18 protein-coding genes and 6 tRNA genes are annotated in these 24,093 nt (G+C 66.6%); 1 reads left to right on the top strand and 23 read right to left on the bottom strand.

The window, feature by feature from the left end:
• Positions 1-111 precede the first annotated feature (111 nt).
• The 17 genes from FHY06_RS32245 to FHY06_RS32165 form a co-directional block, all read right to left on the bottom strand.
• Positions 112-594, bottom strand: coding sequence for an Hcp family type VI secretion system effector (locus tag FHY06_RS32245; protein WP_126183392.1), 483 nt, complete (start codon positions 592-594; stop codon positions 112-114).
• A 368-nt stretch (positions 595-962) separates the two neighbouring features.
• A complete protein-coding gene (locus FHY06_RS32240) occupies positions 963-1,673 on the bottom strand; it encodes an SIR2 family NAD-dependent protein deacylase (protein ID WP_132801410.1) in 711 nt (236 codons plus the stop codon).
• 37 nt (positions 1,674-1,710) lie between these two features.
• A tRNA-Asn gene (locus FHY06_RS32235) sits at positions 1,711-1,787 on the bottom strand.
• 236 nt (positions 1,788-2,023) lie between these two features.
• A tRNA-Asp gene (locus FHY06_RS32230) sits at positions 2,024-2,099 on the bottom strand.
• A 21-nt stretch (positions 2,100-2,120) separates the two neighbouring features.
• Positions 2,121-2,196, bottom strand: a tRNA-Gln gene (locus tag FHY06_RS32225).
• A gap of 12 nt (positions 2,197-2,208) precedes the next feature.
• Positions 2,209-2,284, bottom strand: a tRNA-Trp gene (locus tag FHY06_RS32220).
• Positions 2,285-2,309: 25 nt separating this feature from the next.
• A tRNA-Pro gene (locus FHY06_RS32215) sits at positions 2,310-2,387 on the bottom strand.
• A gap of 6 nt (positions 2,388-2,393) precedes the next feature.
• Positions 2,394-2,470, bottom strand: a tRNA-Leu gene (locus FHY06_RS32210).
• A 172-nt stretch (positions 2,471-2,642) separates the two neighbouring features.
• Positions 2,643-2,849, bottom strand: coding sequence for a hypothetical protein (locus tag FHY06_RS32205; protein ID WP_184607445.1), 207 nt, complete (start codon positions 2,847-2,849; stop codon positions 2,643-2,645).
• A gap of 224 nt (positions 2,850-3,073) precedes the next feature.
• The gene (locus tag FHY06_RS32200) at positions 3,074-3,400 is read right to left on the bottom strand and encodes a hypothetical protein (protein WP_132756300.1); all 327 of its coding nucleotides are present in this window, start codon (positions 3,398-3,400) and stop codon (positions 3,074-3,076) included.
• 8 nt (positions 3,401-3,408) lie between these two features.
• The gene (locus FHY06_RS32195; protein ID WP_132756302.1) at positions 3,409-3,747 is read right to left on the bottom strand and encodes a hypothetical protein; all 339 of its coding nucleotides are present in this window, start codon (positions 3,745-3,747) and stop codon (positions 3,409-3,411) included.
• On the bottom strand, positions 3,744-4,208 hold the full coding sequence (locus tag FHY06_RS32190) for a hypothetical protein (protein WP_019658233.1): 465 nt from the start codon (positions 4,206-4,208) through the stop codon (positions 3,744-3,746). The genes FHY06_RS32195 and FHY06_RS32190 overlap by 4 nt, the downstream gene beginning before the upstream one ends.
• A gap of 12 nt (positions 4,209-4,220) precedes the next feature.
• A complete protein-coding gene (locus FHY06_RS32185; RefSeq protein WP_184607444.1) occupies positions 4,221-8,645 on the bottom strand; it encodes an RHS repeat-associated core domain-containing protein in 4,425 nt (1,474 codons plus the stop codon).
• A 6-nt stretch (positions 8,646-8,651) separates the two neighbouring features.
• A complete protein-coding gene (locus FHY06_RS32180; RefSeq protein WP_132801238.1) occupies positions 8,652-9,095 on the bottom strand; it encodes a DcrB-related protein in 444 nt (147 codons plus the stop codon).
• Between the two features lie 25 nt (positions 9,096-9,120).
• Positions 9,121-9,558, bottom strand: a complete 438-nt coding sequence (locus tag FHY06_RS32175) for a hypothetical protein (RefSeq protein ID WP_132801235.1) — start codon at positions 9,556-9,558, stop codon at positions 9,121-9,123.
• Positions 9,559-9,602: 44 nt separating this feature from the next.
• Positions 9,603-12,752 carry a type VI secretion system Vgr family protein gene (locus FHY06_RS32170; protein WP_184607443.1) on the bottom strand — a complete coding sequence of 1,050 codons (3,150 nt, stop codon included), beginning with the start codon at positions 12,750-12,752 and terminating at the stop codon, positions 9,603-9,605.
• 75 nt (positions 12,753-12,827) lie between these two features.
• Entirely contained in the window at positions 12,828-13,310 is a 483-nt protein-coding gene (locus FHY06_RS32165; RefSeq protein WP_019658228.1) for an Hcp family type VI secretion system effector, read from the bottom strand.
• Between the two features lie 394 nt (positions 13,311-13,704).
• On the opposite strand from FHY06_RS32165, the gene FHY06_RS32160 reads away from it, so the two are divergent.
• Entirely contained in the window at positions 13,705-14,658 is a 954-nt protein-coding gene (locus FHY06_RS32160; protein WP_132756312.1) for a phosphate acetyltransferase, read from the top strand.
• 9 nt (positions 14,659-14,667) lie between these two features.
• On the opposite strand, the gene FHY06_RS32155 is transcribed toward FHY06_RS32160, so the two are convergent.
• From FHY06_RS32155 to FHY06_RS32130, 6 genes are all read right to left on the bottom strand, one after another.
• Complete coding sequence (locus tag FHY06_RS32155) at positions 14,668-18,276, bottom strand: indolepyruvate ferredoxin oxidoreductase family protein (RefSeq protein ID WP_184607442.1); 3,609 nt, start codon at positions 18,274-18,276, stop codon at positions 14,668-14,670.
• A gap of 157 nt (positions 18,277-18,433) precedes the next feature.
• Complete coding sequence (locus FHY06_RS32150; RefSeq protein ID WP_184607441.1) at positions 18,434-19,285, bottom strand: AraC family transcriptional regulator; 852 nt, start codon at positions 19,283-19,285, stop codon at positions 18,434-18,436.
• A 68-nt stretch (positions 19,286-19,353) separates the two neighbouring features.
• The gene (locus FHY06_RS32145) at positions 19,354-20,406 is read right to left on the bottom strand and encodes an ABC transporter permease (protein ID WP_184607440.1); all 1,053 of its coding nucleotides are present in this window, start codon (positions 20,404-20,406) and stop codon (positions 19,354-19,356) included.
• A complete protein-coding gene (locus FHY06_RS32140) occupies positions 20,403-21,992 on the bottom strand; it encodes a sugar ABC transporter ATP-binding protein (protein ID WP_019658223.1) in 1,590 nt (529 codons plus the stop codon). Before FHY06_RS32140 ends, FHY06_RS32145 begins: the two co-directional genes overlap by 4 nt.
• Before the next feature lie 13 nt (positions 21,993-22,005).
• A complete protein-coding gene (locus tag FHY06_RS32135; protein ID WP_019658222.1) occupies positions 22,006-23,010 on the bottom strand; it encodes a substrate-binding domain-containing protein in 1,005 nt (334 codons plus the stop codon).
• A 13-nt stretch (positions 23,011-23,023) separates the two neighbouring features.
• Positions 23,024-24,076, bottom strand: coding sequence for an ABC transporter permease (locus tag FHY06_RS32130; protein WP_019658221.1), 1,053 nt, complete (start codon positions 24,074-24,076; stop codon positions 23,024-23,026).
• Between the last annotated feature and the right edge of the window lie 17 nt (positions 24,077-24,093).

Below are 24,093 nucleotides of genomic sequence, written 5' to 3'. Positions count from 1 at the left end.
TTGCCCGCTCTTCCTGGAATTCGAATCAACGCACGAAAGTCGGTGCGACGGGCCGCCTCCTGCGGCCCGATGAAACGGAAGCCTCGCGCTCCCGTTTCGCACAAGGAGGGATCAGGCTTCCCTGTTTTCCTTGATGTTCCAGCCCAGCACAGTCTCGGCGCCCTTGCCGCCCTTGTCGGTCTGCTCCCAGTACTGCTGCTTCACCTTCGCAGCCTGGAACGAGTACTGCACGAACACCGCATCGGAGCCCTGCTCGGCCGTGTACTGCACCGAGGTGACCAGCACCTCTTCGAGCGTCACGCGCGTGTATTCGATCTGCGAGCCGCCGGCCTTGCACACCGACACTTCCACCTTGCCCAGGTGCTTGCCGCTCGCGCAGTTCTTCAGCACCGAGGGCGCCGCCTTGTCGATGCGCGCCAGCACCTGCAGGTCGTTGAAGCTGGCCTTGCCGACACCGCCTCCACCGCCGCTGACCATGTTGCCGGGCTGCGTGGCGCCCCATGCGAACGACTTGATGTCGGTCCACTCCTTGTGGTTCGAATCCTTCGATTCGCCGTTCGCGCCTTCGACGCGCATGAACATGTCTACTGCCATGATTGATCGTTCCTTTATTGTGGCGCCCCCTCCGGGCACCGTGGAGATTTGCCGCCACTGCAGCGGCAAGATTGAAATCCGGTCATGGCGGCACTCGTGTCGTGCCGCCTCCCGGGCCAACCGCCTGCGATGTTCGGACCGGACCGTGACAAGTGGATTGAACTCGGATGAATTCCTGTCCTGGTCGCGCCATTTCTCACGAATCACTTTTCACGTGCCTCGAAGAGGCAATCAAAAAGGGTTAATCAGAAATCAGCCAGGGCGTTGCACCAGAGAACCAAAGCAGTTCATTCGCCCGCTTCTCGCCAAATGCAAAAGGCCCGCCATCGAAACGATGGCGGGCCCTTGATTGCAGGCGCTCGAAGAAGCTACGAGGCCGCCTCGCTCAACCACCTCGCGGCCAGCACCGGCACCAGCTCGGCTGCCCTGCCCTGCATGAAGGTGAAGCCTCGCGGCACCTCCTCCATGTCGAGTGCGACGAGCACCTTCTGCGCGCTGCGGTCCGCATACTGCACGAGCGATGCCGCCGGATAGACCGTGAGCGAGGTGCCGACGACAAGCACGCGTGCCGCAGTCGCCACGTGCTCTTCGGCCTCCTCGAAGTGCTGCACCGCTTCACCGAACCACACGATGTCGGGCCGCAGCTGGGTGCCGTCTTCACAGAGTTGTCCCATGGCAATGGGATCGCCATCGATGCGATAGCGCTTCGGCTCGGGCTCGGAGGTGCCCCGCGCATAGGCAAGTTGCCCGTGCAGGTGCACCACGTTGCGCGACCCGGCACGCTCATGCAGCGCATCGACGTTCTGCGTGACGATCACGACTTCGTAGGCTTGCTCGAGCGACGCGATCGCCATGTGCGCCGCGTTGGGCTGCGCCTGCCACGCCTTCTCGCGCCGCTCGTTGTAGAAGGCCAGCACCGCCTCCGGGTGCTGCTGCCAGCCTTCGGGGCTCGCAAGCTCCTGCCAAGAGTAGCTGTTCCACAGGCCCTTGGCGTCGCGGAACGTAGGCAGGCCGCTCTCGGCACTCACACCGGAACCCGAGAGCACGACGATCTTGTTCGGCTGGACCTGGGGTTTCATGCTTCGGTGCTCCTTCTGTGTGGCTGCCGTTGAATTGTGGCTCCCCGAACACGGATCGAACGTGTGACCTGCGCATTAACAGTGCGCCGCATCTACCAGCTGAGCTACCGGGGAAGAAAGTGGATTGAAGGATGTGGATGGAGGGGCGATCCGGAGTCGAACCGGGCTGCACGGATTCGCAATCCGCAGCACTGCCGCTTTGCCATCACGCCGGAATCACGCCTGATGATGGCGTCGTTGGTGGATCGTCTTCGAGTCGAACGAAGTTTTCCCGAAGGAGACGGGGTTACAGCCCGCTGCAGTCGCCAGTGCTGCTCACGATCCATCGAAAGCAAAAGTCGTTTGACGAATGGCGTTCCGCAGGGGAATCGAACCCCTGGCTTCCTCCTGGACAGGGAGGCACTCTGGCCACTGAGTTAGCGGAACGAAAGAAGGAAAAGAGAAAGCTGGCAAGCCCTCAAGGATTCGAACCTTGGATCCCGGGATCAAAATCCGGTGCCTTGGACCACTAGGCGAAGGGCCGGCAAAAATCGGTTGGCGCGCGCGGAAGGATTCGAACCTTCAACCGTTGGGTTTGGAGTCCAGTGCTCTGCCAGTTGAGCTACACACGCACAAGAAAAAACGAAAGAGAAAAGATGGTCTGAGTGGCAGGATTTGAACCTGCAGCCTCCTGCTTCCAAGGCAGGCCGTCTACCAGATTGACACTACACCCAGAAAAATTGGTGCCCCAGGGGAGACTCGAACTCCCAGAATTCCGCTTCTAAGGCGGACACGTCTACCAGTTGCGTCACCGGGGCTGAAAAGAAAACCATTGGCTGTAGCGAATTTTTAAGGAACACTCACAAGGTTCGAACCTTGCGCGGGCAGCACGATCGCTGCTCGTGAACGAATGGCATGAAAACGAAGAGGCCCGGAACCTCACGGTGTCCGGGCCTCTTCTTTTCGAGAGAGAGCTTGGGAGGTCTGCGCCTATGCGCGCCCTCCACCCGGTTGCACCTGATCCTGGTAATCGCACGGCCACAGATTGGCCTGCGGCATGGACATCGGATACGGGAGTTGATTGAGTTGCTGCAGCAGCAGCGGCTGCAGGCCGAGGCCATCGTGCGAAGCGACGCGCACGAACACGTTGCCGGATGCGGGGCAAGTGCTGTAGATGCGGATCGTTGTGGCTTTCACGTTGGGTCCTGTTGGCGTTGAGTGGGATGGACTGTAAATAGTCTTTACACAATCGTCAACTGCTTGGACAAACTTTTTTCAAGCACCGTTGCTGCGAGCGGCGGACAACGATGCCTTCAATGCGACGACGAGTGCCGCGTAGCTGCACACTGTCTGTGGGCTTCAATAAGGCGTCCGCAATCAATGACGGCGGTGCAGGCGCCATGCACTCATGGAGTTGAATGTCAGTCGCAGAACGCTGCGAGCCCCATGCCCTGCGCCTTCGCTTGGGTCAAGATCGCGTGCATCGACTTGAAGGCCGTGATCTGCGCGTGTTGAGCGCCAGCTTCAGGGGCGTTGACGGTGAATACCTCGAGCATGGTCACGACCTGCTCGGCGCGCAGCAGCGAATCGTCGAAGTAGTCGAGGTTTACGCCCTTCTGGGCACATCTGTCCAAGAGGGCTCCGATCGCGCGATGCGCATCCAGATCGACAGAGCCCGCATGCTCAAGGCCACGCGGGTCTTTCGGCAAGTGACTGCAGGTCGATTCGACGAAGTAGAGGTCCAGCATTCGGCACTCTATCGGGGCATCCGTTTCGCCAGTTCGGCGCAGGTCAGGCCCAGGCCATCTGCGTGCGTTGCCAACGGCACGCCAAGCTTGTTTTCCAGGCTCTCGAGCCACTGGAGAAAACCGACGGTGTGCACTTCGTCGGCCTCGGTCATCTCGAAAATTCCGTTGCTCGCATGCGATCGCTGGACGAGCTCGACGAGCGAGATGAACGACGCCAGATCCGTCGCGATGCCGTTGGTGTCCAGCGCGCGTAGATCACGGATCAGGCACAGCTCTTCCTGCAGCGGTATCACGGTCGGCTGCGCGGTCCAGTACGCCAACAGTTTGCTGAGGGCCGTTGTGGTCATGGCACCACTGCGTACTTGAGATCCTTGTGCTTGACCTTGATTACCGAGTTCGTGAAGACGATCTCGTGACTAAGAAAGCCGTCCTCGAGCACCAGCATTTCATCGATGAGCCAATCGCCGTGGGACCGGTCGCCAGCGGGCCAATCGCTCTTGGTTTTCTCGACCGCATAGGACTGCACGTCGCGATAGTGCAGCGTGATGCGATTCCCATGCGCTCCGGCCAGTTGCATCTCGATGTCATTCGCCCGGAAGTCACCGTCTTCGAACTCTCGTACGAGCAACTGCTCCAGCCTGGCATCGTGCGGGCATCGCTCGTCCCGATGCTCATAGTGCCACGCTGCACTCATGAATTCGAGAGCGTCCGTCGGCACCAGGCTGCTTACCTGCCGTACATAGGCCGGATAGGCGGAGCTATCCATGGAGTAGCCGTCGCTGGTTTCACTGAACTTGATGATTTTCATGGTGCTTGATGATCAACATCCTGAAAGCCCGCTCTTGCGCACGCGCTCCGAATACTCTCTGGCCGCTACGCGGCTGTTGGGTGTTCCCAGAGCAGGCAGTTTTCCTATCTTTCTCAATTCATCGACGGCGATGCCGTTCAGCACGTTGGATACCTTCGGCGTGACCTTCACTTCGGCGCCGACAGTACCGTGCTTGTTGAAGAAGCCGTCTGGCCCGTAGATGCCAGCTTCGGTTCCGTTGGGTTTGTACACGTGTATCTCGAAAGAAGAACCAGTACTCGTGTTGAATCGGTCGATTCTTGCCCTGTAGCCATCGGGCAGGGACAAAGGTGCCTTGGGCGCCCAGCCCCACGGGTCGATCCACGACACAGGATTGGGCGCATAGCTGTGCAGATTGTTCCCGCCAGCAAGGCCGATGGGGTCCGGGCTGATGAAGCGGCCAATGTCGGGGTCATAGAAACGGAAGGTGTTGTAGTGCAGGCCGATGTCGCGGTCCAGATACTGGCCCTGGAATCGCATGTTCTGCTCGATTCTTGGCAGTGCCTTGTTCGCAGGGGAGGCGGCGCGGCCGTCGAGCAAAGTGGACTCCCACTGCTCGGTCACAGCGCCGCCCCACGTGCGATAGCTCGCTCGCCAGCATATCCGGCCGGCCTGATCCGTCAGTTCCTCAGGCAGGCCGGCCTGATCCGTGTGAATGTGGAAGATGTTCGCAGGTGCAGCGGCACCAGCCTCGCCAGCGGCGGCATCGAGCCGCGCCAGCGGCATGTAACTGCCAGGCTCGTAAACGTGGCTCGTCACTTGCGAGCCGCGCCGCTCCTCGATCAGCCGCATCCCCTCCCAGACAAACCGCGTACTGCCGAACGCATCGTGCTTCGCCACGCGCCGCCCCAACGCGTCGTAGTCGAAGCGTGTGACCTGCGTGGTGGCTTCGGGCGTGCCCGGCCGCCGCGTGGTGTGCACAGCCACGAGGCGGCTTTCGTCGTCCCATTCGAAGCGCTGGTCGGTGTGCCTGCCCGACAGCTTGCGCACCAGCCGGCCGTGGCCGTCGTAGCTGTAGCGCTTGTCCTCGAACACGCGCACGAGGTTGTCGCGCACGTAGCCGGGCGCGGTTGATGCGTCGAGCAGGTTGCCGGCTGGGTCGTAGGCAAAGCGCTCGCTGTTGGCCGCGCTGCGCACGCTCTCTTCGATGCGGCCGGTGGCGTCGTATCTGTGCCCCGTCGTGCCCTGCAGCGAATGCCGGCTCTGCCGCAGCTCACCCACGGGGTCGTAGCTGTATTCCTTCATCAGACCGTCGAGCAGGCGGGCTCCGGGGGTGCCCGTGGCGTCGATGGCCTGGCGCCAGCTCGGGTCTTGCGTAGTGAATGCCGAATCCAGTCCGCCGGGGCGACACCACGACGCGGCCCGCCGGCCCAGTGGGTCCAGCGCGAATCGGGTGTGCAGCGCACCCTGGCTGCGCGCCACTTCGCGGTGCAGGTCGTCGCGCTCGATGTCGCTGATGAGCTGGTGCACCTCGGGTGCATCGCCTTGCCGCTGCGACAGGTTGACCTGGTGCAGGTGGCCCGAGCCGTAGTACAGGTAGTTCAGCGCGCGCTGCACGCCTGGCTGCGACGCGACGACGGGCAGCATGGTCTGCGTGCGGTTGCCGAGTTCGTCGTGCGCGTGGCGCAGGGTGTGCGTCTCGCCGGTGAGCTCGTCGATAGCGGTCTCTTCGATGAGGCGGCCGAGCTTGTCGTAGGCGAATACGGTGCGGTGCAGCGCGCGCGCTTCGCCGCCGGTGCCGGGTTGCGGCGCCTCCAGCTTGACCGCCTCGGTCAGCCGGTCGAGCTGGTCGTAGCTGTAGCGGTAGTGGTGGCTCCCGGTGCGTTTCTCGACGAGGCGGCCCACGGCGTCGCGCAGCAGTTCGGTGCGCAGGGGGCCGGCCGGGCGATGCGGCTCGGCGCCATCTTGCAATGCGAGGTCGTCGTCGCCAATGCCCGGCACATGGGTGATGCACACCGGCCAGCCGTTGACGTCGTATTCCACCTGCAGGCGTGTGCCGCCCACACGCCGCTCTTCCACCACGCGGTCGGCGGTGTCTCGCACGAACTCGAAGTGCAGGCCGTTCTCGTTGACGAGCGCCTGCAGGCGCTGGGCGCTGTCGTAGTGCCACGCGATGCGGCGTCCCTCGGCGTCTTGCCGCGCCAGCGGCTGGCCGCGCAGGCCGAATGCGAACTGCGTGCTGCGGCTCAGCGCGTCGGTGGCAGCCACGATGCGGCCGGCCGCGTCGCGGCGGAACGACTGGTGGCTCTGGTCGGGCAGCGACATCGACAGTAGCCGCCCCATGGCGTCGTGCGTCAACCGGGTGCGCTGGCCCGCGGCATCGGTCACGCCCTGCAGGTGGCCCCAGCCGTCGTAGGCGTAGCGCGTGGTCTTGCCGGAGCAGTCGGTCAGCGCGAGCAGCTGCGCGCACTCGTTCCAGGCCATGCGGTTGGTGCCGCCCTTGGCGTCGGTCACGACGATGGGCAGGCCCCGCCTGTCGTAGGCGTACTCGGTGGTGTGGCCCAGCGGGTCGGTCTCGCGCACCAGGTTGCCCTGGTCGCTGTAGGCATAGGTCCATGTGCTGCCGTCCGGCAGGGTCTGGCGCCAGGGCTCGCCGAGCTCGGTCCAGCCGGTGCTTTGCGTGCGGCCCAGCGCATCGGTGCGGCTGCTCATGAAGCCCATGGGGTCGTAGGTGCAGCGCGTGGTGGCACCGCCGGGCTCGGTGATGGCGACGAGCTGGCGCAGCTCGTTGTACTCCGCATGCCACTGGCGGCCCGCCGCGTCGATGTAGTCGGTGACCTGACGGTCGGCATTCCAGTGCCAGGCGAATTCGCGGCCGAGCTGGTCGACGACCAGTGTCTCGCCAAGGGCCAATTCGTCGTCCGCAGCAGGCGGCATGCGGCGCACGGTGTAGCTCTCGCCGTCGTTGGTCCAGTGGCGGACCACGTGCGCGTCGCCAGCCTCGCCGCGCCACTCGTAATGGCACTCCAGCCCCGCCGCGTCGGCATGGAAGCTCATGAGGCCTTGGGCCTCGTAGCCGAAGCGGCGCACCACCGCGCCGTTGCGGTCGGTCACGTCGATCAGGCGGCCTTCGGCGTCGTGCCTGTATGCCACCAGCAGGCCGGGCAGCTCGCCCGGTGCGCCAGCGGCCAGGCGCACTGCAGCCAGGCGGCGGCTGTCGCCCGGGTAGTCGAGCGCCACCAGGCGCCCGGTGCTGTCGGTCAGCTCTGTCAGCCGGCCCTGCGCATCGTGGCGCAGGTCGATAAAGTTGCCATTGCGGTCTTCGAGCCGCGCGAGCTTCAGCGTCTGCGCGCGCGCCGCGCCGTCCGCCGGCGGCTCGAACAGGAAGAAAAGCCCGCCCGGCACGTGGATGAAGTAGTGGCCGCCTTCGGTGCGGCACAGGTCGAGCCCGTCGCGCAGGCTGTACTGGCGCGTGCCGGGCTCGATGTCGGGCAGCACCATCGGCCGGCCCTGCTCGTCGATGAGCGTGACGACAGGCAGGCCTTCGTCGTCGCTGCCCAGCCGCAGCTCCATCGAATAGGGCAGGTTCCAGCCCTGCCCCAACGGGCCGTCGCGGCGCAGGTCGTGGCTGCTGTAGAAGCGCTGCCATGCAATGGGCAGCGGCCCCGGCAGGCTGAAGTCGAGTTCGCTCTCGCCGCCCAGGAACTTGCCTCCGGTGGCCGCGTGCACCGGATTGCCGAAGGAGCTGACCATGCCGTGGATACCCATGCCAAGCCCCACCGCCCCTTCGATCAGGCAAGGCAGGGCGTTCTTGCCCTGCCGCGCGAGCTTGGGCAGGCAGCGCAGGCCGCGGTAGATCATGACCACGTTGAAGATGGTCACCAGCACCTTGGAGATGAGCGGCACCTCGTCGGCCACATCGCGCACGCGCGCTGTCGGGCCGCCGATGAAGACCGTGGGCGCCCCGTCGCTCACCTTGGCGCCGCACTCGGTGTGGTCGTCCTTGCGCGAGGCCACGCCCATGTTGATGAACACGGTCTCCGCGCCCTCGGCAAGAAGAATCTGCGGCGAGTCGTTCTTGCAACTCACCGTGTCCATGGGAGCATCGGGCGAGGCCCGGGCTGCGCCCAGGGCCTTGCCGCCGATGAACACGTCCGACGATCCGCTGGTGATCATCCCGGTGACCGTGAGCGTCTCGGGCACCAGCGCATCGGCGATCGATTCGCCCAGGCTTGCACCGACGTAGCCGCCGGCCATGCGCGCGCCCACGACCACCGCGCCCGCCACCAGCGGCCCAGCGAGGCCGCCGGTGCCGACCACCGCGGCCGCCGCCACGCCCACTGCGAAGCCCACGGCGATGCCGCCGATCAGTCCGCCCGCGAACTTGGCCCAGAAGCGCGCATGCGCGTTGGTGTGGGCAATGGGGTCGTGCAGGCGTGCAGCTGGTTGGCCGGCCATGGCGCCTCAGGCCCTCGGCTGGAAACTCTCGAGCACGCGCCGCCACAGCGCGATCGCCTCGGCATCGAAGGGCACGGGGCTGCTGGCCGTGAGGATCAGCACGCTCCTGCCGCCCGGATCCTGTGGCAGCAGGAACACGGCCTGGCGCTGGTGCAATGCCTGGCCGTTCTGCTTGAACTGGGTCACGAGCTCGATGGCATGCAGGCTCGCGATGGCCGGGCCCACGGCGATGTCGGTGCGCGACACCTCCTTGAGCTGGCTCACCTGGCGCGTCAGGTCGTTCATCTGCCGCGTGACGAACTGCGCCAGGGTCTCCTGCGTTCGCAGCGCGTCGCGGCTCACGATGAGCGTGGTGCCGGAGCCGTCGGGCATCGCGAGGACGTTCATCGAGCGGTCGATGCGGCCGTCTTCGGGGATGTCGAACTGGCCTTCGTTGAGGTGGTAGCGCATGCGGGTGCTCTTCGGATCGACGCGGTCAGGAAGGATTGAAGGCAATGAACGCCAAACACCCAGGGTTCTTCTCCCTGAAGCCGAACGAGAGTCTTCCCCAGCCAAGCGTAGCGGTGTAGCTCGTCGCTTCGTTCATGGACCTGCCTCGCGGTACATCCGTGATGACGAGATCGGCGTAGTGCCGCTTGACCTCGTCCAGCGGCACGCAGCGCCCTTGCACCTCAAGGACGAGGAATCCCGGATGCGCACCTTCGCGCTTGATTCGCAGATCGAACTTGGAAGCCTCGACGCCATCCTCGAAGCGCACCGGGGTTCCCTCGAAGAACTGGAAGACTTCGCTCCCCGGTGCTTTCGTATCGGAGAGCTGGGTCAAGAGAGCGCTCTCGACCTTCGCCTTGGAAAATGGAATCTGCGTGACCAGCATGTCGATGGCCAGCCAGAGAGTCATTGCCGCTTGAGTCATGCTCTTTTTCCTGTTGAGATGTTCCGGAACAATCCGCGGTGCATTTATTTGCCGCCAGTCGACTTGTCGTACCAGTTGCCGTAGTACTGCACGTATGGCTCCTTGGTTGTCGAGGTCAGCAGCGTTCCGATGTACTTGCCGGCACTGCGATTGGCAGCCGCCCAGTTGCCATCGGCCTGGGCCTTGTCAAACGCGGCGTTGTAGACATTCATCTGTTGCGCGGGGGCGCTGGACATGATGTTGATCTTCTTGTCGGTATTGAGCCAGATTTCTCGTTGGGCGCGGATCTGATTCATGGCCGCAGCCCCCTCGTCGTCCAGCCTGCTGTTGAGGAAGGCTTGCTTCGAGGACATGTCCGGGACCATCTTGCTGCTCGCGTGCCCCAGTTCATGCGCCACGGAAGTTGTGGCCGCGTACGGGTTCGACGCTTTTTCGCCGTCGATGACAATGACCTGGCCGGCCACATACGAGCCACCACCGGCCGGCCCATAGACCATCTGCCAGCCTTTGTCCTTGAGTGCCGCCCACTGCTTCTGCATGGTGGGCGAGCGGGCCGCCAGGCCATCTACCCCTGCGCCCAGGCCCATTGGTTTCCAGGGCCCCATCGGCGCAATGGACGACGAGGCCGGCGCGTCCTTCGCGGTGGCCGGCGCGGGCATCGCGAGATTCTCCTCGGTTGCCGCTTGAGGGCTCTCGGCCCCAACAGGCGCATCGCAATTCAGGAAGATCTTCCCGCCCCGCTGGTCCAGGTTGTCCGTGAAGTTGACCAGTCCCTTCACGCCGTTGATCTGCACCGTGCCGTCCGCCAGCAGGACGATCGACGACTTTCCGCATATCAGCGAGATGCTGGTCTTGGCGGTGACGAACACGTCCTGCTCCGCCGCCTGGATCACCACCGACTTCTGCCCGGTGAGGTTCGCGTTGGCCGCGGTGGAGGTGACGGAGGCGTCGGTCTTCGACACCAGGTTGATCGCACCAGCGCCGGCATGCGAGACGATGTCGCCATCGGACACCACGTTGATCTGCCCGCCCTCGCTCACCTGCGTGAGCATGCCCTTGGCGGCGAGCTGCGTGAGCTGGGCGCCGGTGGTCATGGTCAGCGCCGAGACGGAGCGCATCGACACGCTCTGCCCCGAACTCACCACGATGGGCCGGGGGCTGATCATCGTCTGGCCCTCGGGGCTGACGATGGAGACCACGGGCTTGTCGATCTTGCGCGAGAGGTCGAGCATCTGCTGCGCGTCGGCCATGGCCGGGTCGGGATCGTCCGAGACGCCGGCCTCTGGCGATCCGCCTGCCGCCAGCGCCGCGACAGCCTGCGACATGCCGCCGAGCGACTGCACGCCCTGCACCAGACCCGAGAGCGTCTGGTTCTTGCCCTGGGCCATCGCGCTCACGAGCGATTTGGTCGCGGCCACTGCCTGCCCAGCCGCCTGCATGAGCGCGTTGCTCTGCGCGAGTGTGGCGCCCATCTGCTCGTGGCCGTCGGGGTTGTCGCGCGAGGTCTTCTGCGCGAAGTCCTGCGTGTAGGTGGTCAGCAGCAGGCCCTTGTCGGCGCGGATGGAGCCCCACTCGTTGGTGCGCAGCTCGAAGCCGTAGCTGCGCTGCACGCCCGAGCCCTGGTTCATCAGGTAGCCCATGTGCAGGTGGGTGTTGCCGTGGTCGGTCGACAGCTCGATGTGCTCGGTGCCGCGGCTGTCCTCGAAGCGCAGCATGTGCTTGCCGCCGCCGCCCTTGCTCCAGTGGGTCTGGAAGCCGGTCTGGGTCTTGTGGCGCGGCAGCTCCCATGGCGGCATCTGCGCGGCGTTGTAGACGCAGCCTGTGACGATCGGATGGTCGGGGTCGCCGTTGAGGAAGTCGACGATCACCTCCTGGCCGATGCGCGGGATGTGCATCGCGCCGTAGTTGCTGCCGGCCCAGGTCTGCGAGACGCGGATCCAGCACGAGGAGTTCTCGTCGCGCTTGCCGTAGCGGTCCCAGTGGAACTGCACCTTGATGCGGCCGTACTGGTCGGTGTGGATCTCCTCGCCCGCAGGGCCGACCACCACCGCGGTCTGCGGCCCGGTGGTGCGCGGCTTCGGCGTGACGCGCGCGGGGCGGTACGGCGCGCTGTCGGGCAGCACCTCGAAGCTCTGGCGATAGCTGGTGCTGCTGGTCGACTCGCTGTAGGCCGCGTCCGCCGCGCCGACCACGCGCAGCGCGTTCTCCTGGAAGTCGTAGGTCACGGCCTCGACCAGGTAGCGGCGGTTCTCCTGCGCGTTGGGGTGGCGCGCCAGCTCGAACAGGTAGCCGGGCGCCATGTGGCGCAGGTTGCCCTCGGCGCTCACCAGTTCGCGGCGCCCTGCGAGCTGCTCCAGCCGCAGGCGTGCGTAGTTCTCGCCGTCGGCCAGCTCGGTGTAGCCGCCGGGCCAGTCGTAGATCTCGAAGCTGTCGCGGCTGTGGCCGGCCGGCTGCTGGCGTACGGTGTCGATCTCGGCGTTGGGCTTCCTGAAGTCGTAGTCGTCGGCCGCGAAGTTGCCCGATGCGATGTCCTCCGAATGGCTCCAGCTGTCGATGAAGTCCTGCTCGAGGATCTGCGCGGCGAGCACGCCCGCGTGATAAGGCACCCTCACCGGGCCGCTGGGCAGGTCGGTGTGCGAATCGGCGCCGTCGCACAGCACCAGCTGATGGCTGCCCTGCGCGTGCGAGAAGAAATAGTAGATGCCCTCCTGCTCCATAAGCCGGCTGGCGAAGTTGAAGTCGCTCTCCGAGTACTGAACGCAGTAGTCCCAGGTGCGGTAGTTGCCGCTCAGCCGTGCGTCGATGGCGAAGCCGTAGGGCGCGAGCACCTCCTGCAGGATCTGCGGTGCGGTCTTGAACTGGAATATCCTGAAATCGGAGCGGCGGGTGGCGTACCACAGCCAGGGGCGCAGCGTGGCCTCGTACACGCACATGTCGCCGTCGTCCTTGCCGATGTAGGCGAAGCGCGTGACCTGGCCGCTCAGGAAGCGGCTGCCGGCGCCGCCGAGTTCGGTGGCGAGGTTCACCTCAATGCTCATGTCCTCGCCCAGCATGCTGCGGGGCTGGATGTTGGGCATGTCGCTGATGAGCCGGACGCGGTGCTCGAACAGCGTGGAGATGCGCTCCTGTCCCGTCATCGAGCGGAACTTCAGGCGCTCGCCCAGCACGCTGTGGGCGATGAAACTGCGGGTCATTCCTGGAAAGCTCCCTGGTCAATGCGAGCCCGGCGCGTGCCGCGCGAGCGGCAAACCGGCCGGGCAAAAGAGAGCTCAGGCCTCCTTGTTTTCCTTGATGTTCCAGCCCAGCACCGTCTCGGCGCCCTTGCCGCCCTTGTCCGTCTGCTCCCAGTACTGCTGCTTCACCTTGGCGGCCTGGAACGAGTACTGCACGAACACGGCGTCAGAACCCTGCTCGGCCGTGTACTGCACCGAGGTGACCAGCACTTCCTCGAGCGTCACGCGCGTGTATTCGATCTGCGAGCCGCCGGCCTTGCACACCGACACTTCCACCTTGCCCAGGTGCTTGCCGCTCGCGCAGTTCTTCAGCACCGACGGCGCCGCCTTGTCGATGCGCGCCAGCACCTGCAGGTCGTTGAAGCTGGCCTTGCCGACACCGCCTCCGCCGCCGCTGACCATGTTGCCGGGCTGCGTGGCGCCCCAGGCGAACGACTTGATGTCGGTCCACTCCTTGTGGTTCGAATCCTTCGATTCGCCGTTCGCGCCTTCGACGCGCATGAACATGTCTACTGCCATGAGATCAACTCCCTCGGAAATTGCGTGCCCGACGGGGCACATTGGAACCAACCGCCCTCCCTGCTGGAGGACGGCAACGAATCACATCCAGGCGGTGCCGGCACCGGTGACACAGCGGCGGCAGCCTTGTTCAAGCACGAGGCTTCAGCGCCCGCACCTTAATCGACGCCTCCCGGCGCGGCCAGTGCCAAACGACATGCGTAAAAAGAACTACCCGGGGCCGGCGTCGAGGCGATCGGCTCCGTCACCTATCGCCAACCGCGAGATGTGAAACAAGCGCATGTGACGCCGGCGGCATGAAACAGACCGCCGCTGCGCCGTTGGTTCCGGGAGGCACATCCTGTACTGTTGCGGGCGAACCGTCCCCGCACCGCCCCATCCCTCAGGAACCCGCATGGCCTCTTCCACATCCGATGCCCACCCGCACTACGACCGCCTGATCGCCGCCGCGCGCGGCCTGCCCTCGCTGCGGGTCGCGGTAGTGCATCCCGCCAACGCCGCATCGCTGGAAGCTGCACTGGCATCGGCGTCGCTGGGCCTGATCGTGCCGACGCTCGTGGGGCCGCGCGCGAAGATCGAGGCAGCCGCGCAAGAGGCGGGCATCGATCTGTCCAGGATCGAGATCGTCGACGCGCCCCACAGCCACGCCGCGGCCGATGCGGCTGTGGCGATGGCGCTGCGCGGCGAGGTCGATGCTCTGATGAAGGGCAGCCTGCACACCGACGAACTGATGGGTGCCGTCGTGCGCCGTGAAGGCGGCCTGCGCACCTCGCGTCGCATCAGCCATTGCTTCGTGATGGACATCCCGGGCCACGCGCAGCCGCTGATCATTTCCGACGCGGCCATCAACATCGCGCCCACGCTCGAGGAGAAGGCCGACATCGTGCAGAACGCGATCGATCTTGCGCATGCGCTGCACATGCCGGCAGTGCGCGTCGCGATTCTTTCCGCGACGGAGACGGTCAACGCCAAGGTGCCTTCCACGCTCGACGCCGCGGTGCTGTGCAAGATGGCCGATCGCGGCCAGATCACCGGCGCGGTGCTCGACGGCCCGCTCGCGATGGACAACGCCATCGACGCCGAGGCCGCGCGCATCAAGGGCATCGTCTCGCCGGTGGCGGGTCGCGCCAACGTGCTCATCGTGCCCGACCTCGACGCGGGCAACATGCTCGCGAAGAGCCTGACCTTCCTCGGCGGCGCCTATGCGGCGGGCATCGTGCTGGGCACGAAGGTGCCGGTGATCCTCACGAGCCGGGCCGACTCCGAACCGGCCCGCCTCGCCTCGTGCGCCGTCGCCTCCATGCTCGCGAAGGCGGGGCGCGACAAGCTCATCAAGGCGGTGGGCTGAGCCCGGGGCTCAGCGTGCGCCGGCCACGATCGCGATCCCCCTGATCTGGCCCGCGGACGGTGCCCTCTCCGGCTTCGGATAGCGCGCCGGCGCGAAGCGGTGCAGCAGCTCGGCCTCCTGCATCTTCGCGGCCTCGAAGTTCGCGAGCTTGACGTGGCCGAAGCCGCGGATCGACAGCGGCAGCGCCGCGATGCGCGCAGCCGTCGCCTGGTTGCCCGCCGAGAGTTCACCCGCCATCGCTTCGAGCAGGCCGTCGAAGTGCGAAATCAGTTCGCGCTCCATGCGCCGCTCCGCGGTGCGGCCGAAGATGTCGAACGCCGTGCCGCGCAGCCGCTTGCCATGCGCCAGCCAGCGCAATGCGGGCAGCAACCAGCCTCCGATGCGGATCTTGACAGGCGCCTTGCCGTGCGCGCCGCGCGAGAGCACCGGCGGGGCCATGTGGAATCCGAGCTTCAGGTCGCCCTCGAACTGTTCGTTGAGCTTCTGCAGGAAGGCGCCGTCGGTGTAGAGCCGCGCCACTTCGTACTCGTCCTTGTAGCTCATGAGCTTCAGCAGGCTGCGCGCCGCGTTGCGCGTGAAGGGCAGGCTCGGGTCGCCGCCCTGCAACGCGGCCTCGCGCTCGCGCAGGCTGCGGATGCGCGCCTCGAAGCGGTCCGCCCATGTGGCGTTCTGGTAGCCCGTGAGATGCCGGCGCGCCTGGGCGACCAGCACGTCGAGCGGTCGCTCGTCGACGGAAGAAGCCTGCGCATCGGCAGGCGCCGCGCGCAGCGCGTCCAGCGCCTCGGGGTTGCCGGCCGCGAGCCGCCCCAGCGAGAAGGCCGACTGGTTCGCGGCCACCGCCACGCCGTTGAGCTCGATCGCATGCATCAGCGCCTCCAGGCTCAGCGGCACCAGCCCGCGCTGCCATGCATAGCCGGCCGCGACGATGTTGGCAGCCAGCGTGTCGCCGAGGAACTCTTCGGCCAGGCTCTGCGCGTCGAAGGTCTCGACCTGCTCCTCGCCGGCCACGAAGCGCATCTTCTCCAGCAACAGGTCGACGTGCAGGTCCGCATCGGGGTTGCGCAGCGACTCGGCCACCGGAATCTCGTGCACGTTCGCGAGCACCCGGGTGCGACCGTGGCGCACGGTCTGCAGCGCGTCGGCCGATGCGCCCACCACCACATCGCAGGCGAGGATGGCGTCGGCCTGCTGCGTGTCGATGCGCACCTGGTGCAGGCGATCACGCGAGTCGGCCAGCCGCACGAAGCTCAGCACCGAGCCGCCCTTCTGCGCGAAGCCCATGAAGTCGAGCACGCTCGCGGCCTTGCCTTCGAGGTGCGCGGCCATGGCGATCACCGCACCCACGGTCACCACGCCGGTACCTCCGACGCCGGTCACGAGCAGGTCGTACGGGCCGGTCCATGCATGTTCGGCCGGATGCGGCAGCGCGGCCACGCGGTGCAGGAAGGCATCGCGGCCCGCCGCGAGCGCCCCGCTCTTGCGGCGCAGCCTGCCGCCCGTCACGCCCACGAAGCTGGGGCAGAAGCCCTTGGCGCAGGAGTAGTCCTTGTTGCAGCTGGTCTGGTCGATCTTGCGCTTGCGGCCCATGGGCGTCTCGTGCGGCAGCACGGCCACGCAGTTGCTCTGCACGGTGCAGTCGCCGCAGCCTTCGCACACGGCCTCGTTGATGAACAGGCGCTTGGGCGGATCGGCGAGTTCGCCCTTCTTGCGGCGGCGGCGCTTCTCGGCGGCGCAGGTCTGTTCGTAGATGAGCACCGTCACGCCCGCCATCTCGCGCAGCCGGCGCTGTACGTCGTCGAGCGCGGCACGGTCGTGGAACTCGGTGCCGCTGGGAAAGCGGTCCCTGATGGCGTCGTACTTGCCGATGGCATCGCTCACCACCACCACCTTGCTCACCCCTTCCGATTCGACCTGCCGCGCGATCGCATCCACGCTGATGACGCCGTCGACCGGCTGTCCGCCGGTCATCGCGACCGCGTCGTTGAAGAGGATCTTGTAGGTGAGCGTGGCCTTGGCCGCCACCGCCTGGCGGATCGCGAGGTAGCCCGAGTGGTAGTACGTGCCGTCGCCCAGGTTCTGGAAGACGTGCGGCGTCTTCGTGAACATGGCGTGCGAGATCCAGTCCACGCCCTCTCCGCCCATCTGGATGAGGCCTGCGGTGCTGCGGTCCATCCAGTTCGCCATGAAGTGGCAGCCGATGCCGGCGCGCGCCGTCGATCCCTCGGGCACCTTGGTGCTGGTGTTGTGCGGGCAGCCGGCGCAGAAGTACGGCAGGCGCTTGACAGCGTCGCTCGCGTTGGCCAGCAGCTCGGGCGGCGTGAAGTCGCGCACGTGCTGCAGGTGGTCGCCCAGGTCGTGGTTCTCGGGGAAGTGAACGGCCAGCCAGTGCGCGACCAGCTCGATGAGCCGCGATGGCCGCAGCTCGCCCAGCGCCGACACCAGCGGCTGGCCTTCGCGGTCGTGCTTGCCCACGAGCACGGGGCGCGCTTCGGGCGGCGCGTTGTAGAAGATGTCGCGCAGCTGCGTCTCGACCACCGCGCCCTTCTCCTCGACGATGAGGATCTCTTCCAGCCCCTGCGCGAAGGCCTTGATGCGCGTCTGCTCCACCGGAAAGCTCAGGCCGATCTTGTAGAGCCGCACGCCTGCGCGGGCCAGCTGCTCCGGCGAAAGCTCGAGCCGGCGCAGCACTTCCATCAAATCGTGGTGCGCCTTGCCGCAGGTGACGATGCCGACCTTGGCGTGCTCGCTGACGATCACGTGGCGGTCGACGCTGTTGCGCCGGGTGAATGCGGCCACCGCCGCGAGCTTGTCTTCCAGGCGCGACTCGATGCGCAGCGACGGCAGGTCGGGCCAGCGGTAGTGCAGGCCATCGGGCGGCGGGCGGTGGCCGGTGGCGGCGCTCACCGCGTCGGCGTCTTCCCATGCGTCGACACGGGCGTTGATCGCGTCGAGGTCCACGGTGCCAGCGCTCTCCACCACCTCGGACAGCGCCGCCATGCCGACCCATGCGCCCGAATAGCGCGAGAGCTCGTAGCCGTACAGGCCGAACTCCAGATACTCGGCCACGCTGGAGGGCTGCAGGATGGGCATGCGCCAGGCCATGAAGGCGTGATCGCTCTGGTGCGGCATCGACGACGACACGCAGCCGTGGTCGTCGCCCGCCACCACCAGCACGCCGCCGTGGGGCGAGGAGCCGTAGGCGTTGCCGTGCTTGAGCGCATCGCCTGCGCGGTCCACGCCCGGGCCCTTGCCGTACCACATGGCGAATACGCCATCGACGGTGCGCTCCGGGTCCGATTCCACGCGCTGCGTGCCCAGCACCTGCGTGGCCGCGAGTTCCTCGTTGACGGCCGGCACGAAGCGGATGCCCGTCTGCTTGAAGCGCTCGCCGGCCTTCCAGATCGCCTGGTCCACCATGCCCAGCGGCGAACCGCGATAGCCGCTGATGAAGCCCTGGGTGTGCAGGCCGCACTGCGCATCGCGCCGGCCCTGCATCACGAGCACGCGGATCAGCGCCTGCGTGCCGGTCAGGAAAACCGAGCCGGATTCAGCCCAGATGTTGTCGGAGAGTTGGTAGCCGGGCCGTCTGATCGCGGTGGCATCGAGTGGGGCATTCATGCCCGGGATTGTTCTGCCGCGGCGCAGGTAAGTGCTTCTTCAATGCACTAGCGCAGACCCTTGTTTCAAGAAGATTCCACTTCGAATCGATCCAAAAAGAAGATTTTCTTTTTCTTTTCTTCCGATCCCGAGAAAACACTCGTCTCCCGGCGCTGCCTCATCTTCCAGCGCCTGCGTGCCGGGCCCGGAACTCGCCCGGCGTCATGCCCTCCAGGCGCCGGAAGTGGCGGTTGAAGTTCGAGAGATTGTTGAAGCCCACCTCGTAGCAGATGCTGCTCACGTGCTGGCGCGTGGAGGTCAGCAGCCGGCAGGCCTTCGCGAGGCGCAGGCCGATGATGAAGTCGGTGAAGGTCTTGCCGGTCGCGCGGCGGAAGCTGCGCGAGAGCGCGGTCCTGCTCGTGCCCACGAGGGCGCTGACCTCCGAGAGCGACAGCGGCTGCGCATAGTTGTCCCGGATGTGATCCAGCGCCTTCTGCACGTGCATCGCGCGGCCCGGCCCCGCTGCATCGGCGTGCACGAGGGTTCGGGCCAGCAGCCGGTAGTCGGTCCACTGCGCGAGCTCGTTCAGCACGGCGGTGAATGCCGAGAATCGCGCCAGCCCGTGCAGTGTCGAAAGGCGCCGCAGCCTGGAGAGGGTCTCGGCCCCCAGGCCGACGAAATGCACGCCCTGTCGGGCGCGCGAGAGAAGCGGCCCGACGTCCGACAGCTCCGGAAAGATCACCGCGCCTCGGCGCAGCGGCTCGTCGCTGAAACGCAGGACAAGGCCATCGTCCGGCTCCGCGCGATACGCCGGCCTCAGCGTGCGCGGCAGCAAGGGCCCGAGCAGCAAGACCGCGCCGGGCGCGAGCGTGTGCGTCTCTTCGCTCGCACCGCTGCCGACGCGCAGGCACGCCGGGGCGCTTCCGATCAGGTGCAGTTCGTGGTCGTGGAGGCAGCTGCCGGAGCCGAAGCCTCGTCCCGCGAACCGGCTCGGCTCCTCGCAGAGAACAGTGGCATTGGCGTCGGACATTCGATTGCGATCACAGGGCCTCGTGGCGACGCCGCGCAAGCGTGGCAACCGGCCGCATCGCCGCAGGGTCAGTCGCGCGAGCGCATCGCGAAGAAGCCGCCAGCCACCAGGATGAAGGCGCCGATGATCACCTTCTGCCAGGTGCTCGGAACGCCCGCGAGGATCAGCACGTTGTTGATGAGCGTGACCAGCACCACGCCCAGCAGCGTGCCGCCCACGGTGCCGCTGCCGCCGGTGATGCGCGCGCCGCCGAGGATCACGGCCGCGATCACGTCCAGCTCGTTGCCCACCAGGTCGAAGGGGTTCGCCAGCCGCGTGCTCGACACGTGCACGATGCCCGCCAGCCCCGAGAGGAAGCCCGCGTACGCGAACACGAAGACGTGCACCGTGCGCAGGTTGTAGCCCAGCCGCTCCGCAATCGCGAGGCTGCCGCCGATGGCATAGACGGCCCGGCCGATCAGCGTGCGGTTCAGCAGCCACCAGGTCAGCAGCGCCGCGAACACCAGCACCAGCACGGTGGCCGGCAGCACCACGTGCAGGCCCTGCGGCGTGTCGAAGCGCCACAGCGCCAGCTTGCCGAAGGCGTCCATCGGCGCGGGCACGTTCATGAAGAACACGGTGCCCACGAAGGTCAGCAGGATGCCGCGGTACAGGTACTGCGTGCCGATGGTGACGATGAGTGACGGTGCCTTGAGCCAGTGCACCAGCAGCCCGTTGATCACGCCCAGCAGCGCGCCGCTGGCGGCGCCCGCGACCAGCAGCAGCGCGATGGGCGCTTCCGGGAAGTAGTTCAGCACCAGCTTGGTGATGCTGTACATCGTGAGCGCGGCGATGGCCGCGAACGACACGTCGATGCCGCCGGCGGCCAGCACGATCAGCACGCCCAGTGCGAACAGGCCCAGCACCGTGCAGGCGCGCACGATGTCGAACAGCACCGGCAGCTGGAAGAAGCTCGGGTTGATCGCGCCCACGGCCAGGCTCGCCAGCACGATCAGTGCGAGCGTGAAGACCGAGGGGCGCTGCGCGAGCCAGGCGCGCAGCGAGACCCGCGCCTGCGGCGGGGGCGGAGCCGATTCCGGCGCGGCCGGTGCGGACTGCGCTTGCATGGTGGAAGCCGTCATGAGAATGCGGGGGAAGGTGTGTCGGAAACCAGCGCGTGGTAGAGGTCGCTCTCGGCGAGCCCCTGCGCGTCGAAGTCGTTGGCGATGCGGCCCTTGCGCATCAGCAGGATGCGGTCGCAGTTCTGCAGCAGCTCCTGCAGGTCATCGCTCACCAGGATCACGCCCAGGCCCTGCTCGGCCAGCCGCTGCACGATGCGGTAGATGGTGTCCTTGGAGCCCACGTCCACGCCCACGGTGGGGCCGTGCAATATCAGCACGCGCGGCCCGATGGCCAGCCAGCGCCCGATGAGCACGCGCTGCTGGTTGCCGCCCGAGAGCGACTGCACCGGCCGGTCGACGTCGGGCGTGGCGATCTGCAGGTCGCTCACGGTGCGCTCGGCCAGCGCCTGGCACTGACTGGCGTCGAGCGCGCCGAAGCGCCCACGCAGCCGGTCGAGCACTGCGGTCACGATGTTGTCGCGGATCGGCTTGTCGAGGAAGAGGCCCTCGCTGAGTCGGTCTTCGGGCACATAGCCGATGCCCTGGCGGATGCCATCGGTGGGCGTCTTCAGCACGATCTGCCTGCCATCGAGCAGCACGCGCCCGCGGTCGGCGCCCTGCACGCCGGCCAGCGCCAGCGCGAGTTCGTTGCGGCCGGAATCGAGCAGGCCGGTCACGCCAAGGATCTCGCCCTTGCGCAGCGTGAAGCTCACATCGCTGAACTGCGCACCGCGCCCGAGCGACTCCACCTTGAGCAGCTCGTCTCCGCCGTGCGTGCCGTGGCGGTAGCGCTCGCCGTCGAGGTGCTTGCCGGTCATCCAGTGCGCGATCTGCGCCTTGGTGAAATCGCGGATCGGGCCCTGCGCCACCTTCGTGCCGTCGCGGAACACGATGGCCTGGCCGCCCATGGCCATGCACTCGTCGAGCTTGTGGCTCACGAAGAGCACGGCCACGCCCTGCTCGCGCAGCGCCTCCACCACGCGAACGAGGTTGTCCACCTCCTTCTGCGTGAGCGAGGTGGTGGGCTCGTCCATGATGACCATGCGTGCGCGCGTGGCCACCGCGCGCGCGATGGCCACGAGCTGCCGCGTGGCGATGGGCATCTCGTCCACCCGCCGCGCGAGGAAGGCCGCGTCGGTCGGCAGCTTCACCGCCTCCAGAGCCCGCGCGGCCGTGGCCGCCAGCGCCTTGCGGTCGAAGCGGCGAGCCAGCCTGCCGCCGGTGGCGACGAGCTGCTCGCTGAGCGCGACGTTCTCCGCCACGCTCATGTTCGGCAGCAGGGACAGGTCCTGGTAGACCGTCTCGATGCCCAGGCTGAGCGCCTGCAGCGGTGACAGCGATTCGTGGGATTGTCCGTCGATCACGATGCGTCCCTGGCTCGGCGGCTGCGCGCCCGAGATGATCTTGATCAGCGTGCTCTTGCCGCAGCCGTTCTCGCCGAGCAGGTGGTAGATCTCGCCGGCCTCGATGACGAGGTCGATGCCGCGCAGCGCGTGCACGCCCGCGAAGCGCTTGTGCACGTCCTGCACCTCGAGGAACACCCGGCGCCCGGCCGCGCTCTGGGCGCCGGGCTGACTTGCTTGCGTGGAAGGCGCGGTCAGGGTCATGGCGTGCGTCGCGTCAGAACGAGTACTTCTTGTAGTTCTGCTTGTCGACCTCGACCCAGGCCTGGCCGGTGACGATGATGCCGGCGCCCGGGCCCTTCTTCACCGAGACCTTGTTGTAGCCGGGCACGCCCATGTCGGTGCCGTCGGTGATGGTCTTGCCGTCGAGCAGCATCTTGGCCGCCTTGTTCATGACGAGGCCGGCGTCCTTCGGGTCCCAGAAGGCGATGCCGCCGACCGCGCCCGACTCGAGGAACTTGGCCGCCTCGCTCGGCAGGCCGGTGCCGAAGACGCAGATCTTGCCCTGCAGGCCGGCCTCTTCCACCGCGCGGCCGATGCCCAGCACGTCCAGCGACGACGAGCCCTGGAAGCCCTTCAGGTCCGGGTGCTTGCGCAGCATCTCCTTGGCCTTGCCGTAGGCCTTCTCGGCATCGTTGAGCGACTCGTTCTTGGCATCGACCAGCTGCATCTTGGGGTACTTCTTGGCATTGGCCGCACCACCGTCGGCCCACTGCACCTGCGACTGGCTGCCCAGCGAACCCACCAGCGAGGTCCACTTGCCCTGCTGGCCCATGCAGGCGGCCAGGCGCTCGTTGATGCGCGCGCCGTAGGCCGTGTTGTCGAAGGCCTCGATGTCGACCATGGTGTTCTTCTGGTTGTCGGCCTCGTGCGTGACGACCTTGATGCCGCGTTCCATCGCGCGCTTGAGCACCGGCTCCAGCGTGGGCGGATCCATCGACACCACTGCGATCGCGTCGACCTTCTTCGCCACCAGGTCTTCCACCAGCCGCTGCTGCTGCGCGGCGTCGGACTGGGCCGGGCCGATCTGGCGCGTGGCCACGCCCGGCGTGCTGCTGCCGAACTCCTTCACGCCCACTTCCATGCGGTTGAACCAGCTGATGCCGGTGATCTTCACCACGGTGACGATGTCCTGCGGCTTGCCCTGCGCATGCAGCGCCGAGGCGAAGGCCACGGTGCCCAGTGCCAGCACGGTGCAGGCGATCTTGGTTTTCTTCAGCATGTTCGTTTGTCTCCTAGCCCTCGGTGGTTCTCTGCGTCGCGCCAGGAGGGGGCTGATGCGGCGGTGCGCTGGTGCGCGAAACGGAGATGAAGCTGCGCAGGTCGCCCAGGCTCAGGCGGGCCGATGCCAGGAAGAACAGCAGCAGCAGGCCCCAGGCGCAGTCCCGGAAGAAGTTGGAAATGCCCAGCAGGTTGAAGGTGCTCGACAGCAGCTGCAGCGCCACGGCCGAGAAGAACAGGCACACCATGCGCCCGTAGCCGCCCTGCGGCCGCACGCCGGCCATCACGGTGATGAGGATGGCGATCAGCAGGTACGAGTTGCCGTAGTCCGACTTCACGCTGGCCGTGCGGCCCGCGATGATCACGCCCGCCACCGCCGCCAGCACGCCGCACAGCGCATAGGTGGCGATCAGCATGCGCCCCTGCGGAATGCCCGCGTAGCGCGCAGCCTTGGCGTTGGTGCCCAGCAGGAAGAGCCGGATGCCGAAGGGACTCTGCTTGAGCAGCCAGGCCACGGCCAGCAGCATCGCGATGAAGATCGCGAACGGAATGGGCACGCCCAGCACGTTCTCGTTGCCGATGGCCGAGAGCGGCTCCGCGTTGCCCACGCGAAGGCTGGAGCCACCCGTGAGAACCACTGCGAAGCCGGTGTAGAGCAGCTGCGTGCCCAGCGTGCACAGGATGGGTGTGAGGCCGGCGCGCGCGATCAGCACGCCGTTGAGCAGCCCGCCCGCGAGCCCGACCGCGAGCGCGGTCACGGCGAAGGTGCCGGTGTAGAGCCACGGCGACGCATCGGCATCGACCAGCATCGGCGCCAGCGTGGCCGCCACCACGCCCGAGAGATTGGCCAGCGCCACGCCCGAGAGGTCGATGCCGCCGTTGCCGGAGATCATCGACAGCGCCACGCCCATGGCCAGCAGGCCGAGCTCGGGCAGCTGGCCGCCCATCGACTGGAAGTTGTAGACGTCGAGGAAGTCGCCCTTCGACAGCACCGTGGCGACCACGAGGATCGCGACGTTGATGCCAACCAGGAAGTTGAGCTCGCGGTCTGAAAACCTGAATTTCACGGAAAGGCTCCTTTGCG

Origin of the sequence: Variovorax atrisoli (assembly GCF_014195185.1) — a bacterium.
In the GTDB taxonomy this organism is placed as follows: Bacteria; Pseudomonadota; Gammaproteobacteria; order Burkholderiales; family Burkholderiaceae_C; genus Variovorax; species Variovorax atrisoli.
This window is presented reverse-complemented; position numbering and strand designations above follow the sequence as displayed.